The 698-nt window shown below is 71.9% G+C and carries 2 protein-coding genes; both read right to left on the reverse strand.

The genetic code is table 11. The annotated features are described in order from the left end of the window. On the reverse strand, positions 1–225 hold a 225-nt coding region (locus FUT87_RS31890; RefSeq protein ID WP_404935470.1), incomplete at its 3' end, for an alpha-E domain-containing protein. Then, the coding region (locus FUT87_RS26860) for an alpha-E domain-containing protein (protein ID WP_222617315.1) at positions 153–698 on the reverse strand (546 nt) is incomplete at its 5' end. The genes FUT87_RS26860 and FUT87_RS31890, both read right to left, overlap by 73 nt.

A 698-nucleotide genomic window follows, 5' to 3' on the forward strand; every position in this document is an offset into this window, starting at 1 on the left:
GCGCAGCGCGAGCCGGCCGGCGCTCTGCTTGGCGGTGCGGCCGGCGTCCTCGGCGCCGCCGCGCGCCTCGATCTGCGGCAGGATGGCACGGATCTCGTCACAGCAGGCGCGCAGCGAGCGCGGCACGTCCGGGCGCAGGATCAGCAGCTCCGTCACGCGGCGGCCGTTGAGGCTGTCGCGGTAGGCCGCGTGATACGCCTCGAAGGCCGAGAGCGAGCGCAGCAGCGCGTTCCACGCGTAGAAGTCGGGCGCGCTCTCGCTGGCGCGTCGACCGGCGCCAGCGTGTCCACCGCCGGCGCGATCAGCTGGGACTTCACGTCCAGCAAGCGCGCGGTGTTGTCGGCGCGCTCGACGAAGGTGCCGAGCCGGATGAAGCAGTAGGCGTCGTTGCGCTGCAGCGTGCCGTAGGTGGCGCCGCGGAAGAGGTGCGAGCGTTCCTTCACCCAGTCGAAGAAGGACGACGGCTCGGCGAAGCCCTTGCGCGCGAGTCCTCGCGCCTCCAGCCAGCTGGTGTTGATGGCTTCCCACATCTCGGCGGTGATCTGGCCGCGCACCGCATGCGCGTTCTCGCGCGCCTGGCGGATGCAGGACAGCACCGAGGCCGGGTTGTCCAGGTCCAGCCCCATGAAGCGGAACAGCTGCTCGGCGCTCAGGCCGGGATGGCGCGCCTGGTAGGCCTCCAGCGTGCCGGTCACCGC

Source organism: Mitsuaria sp. TWR114, assembly GCF_007997345.1.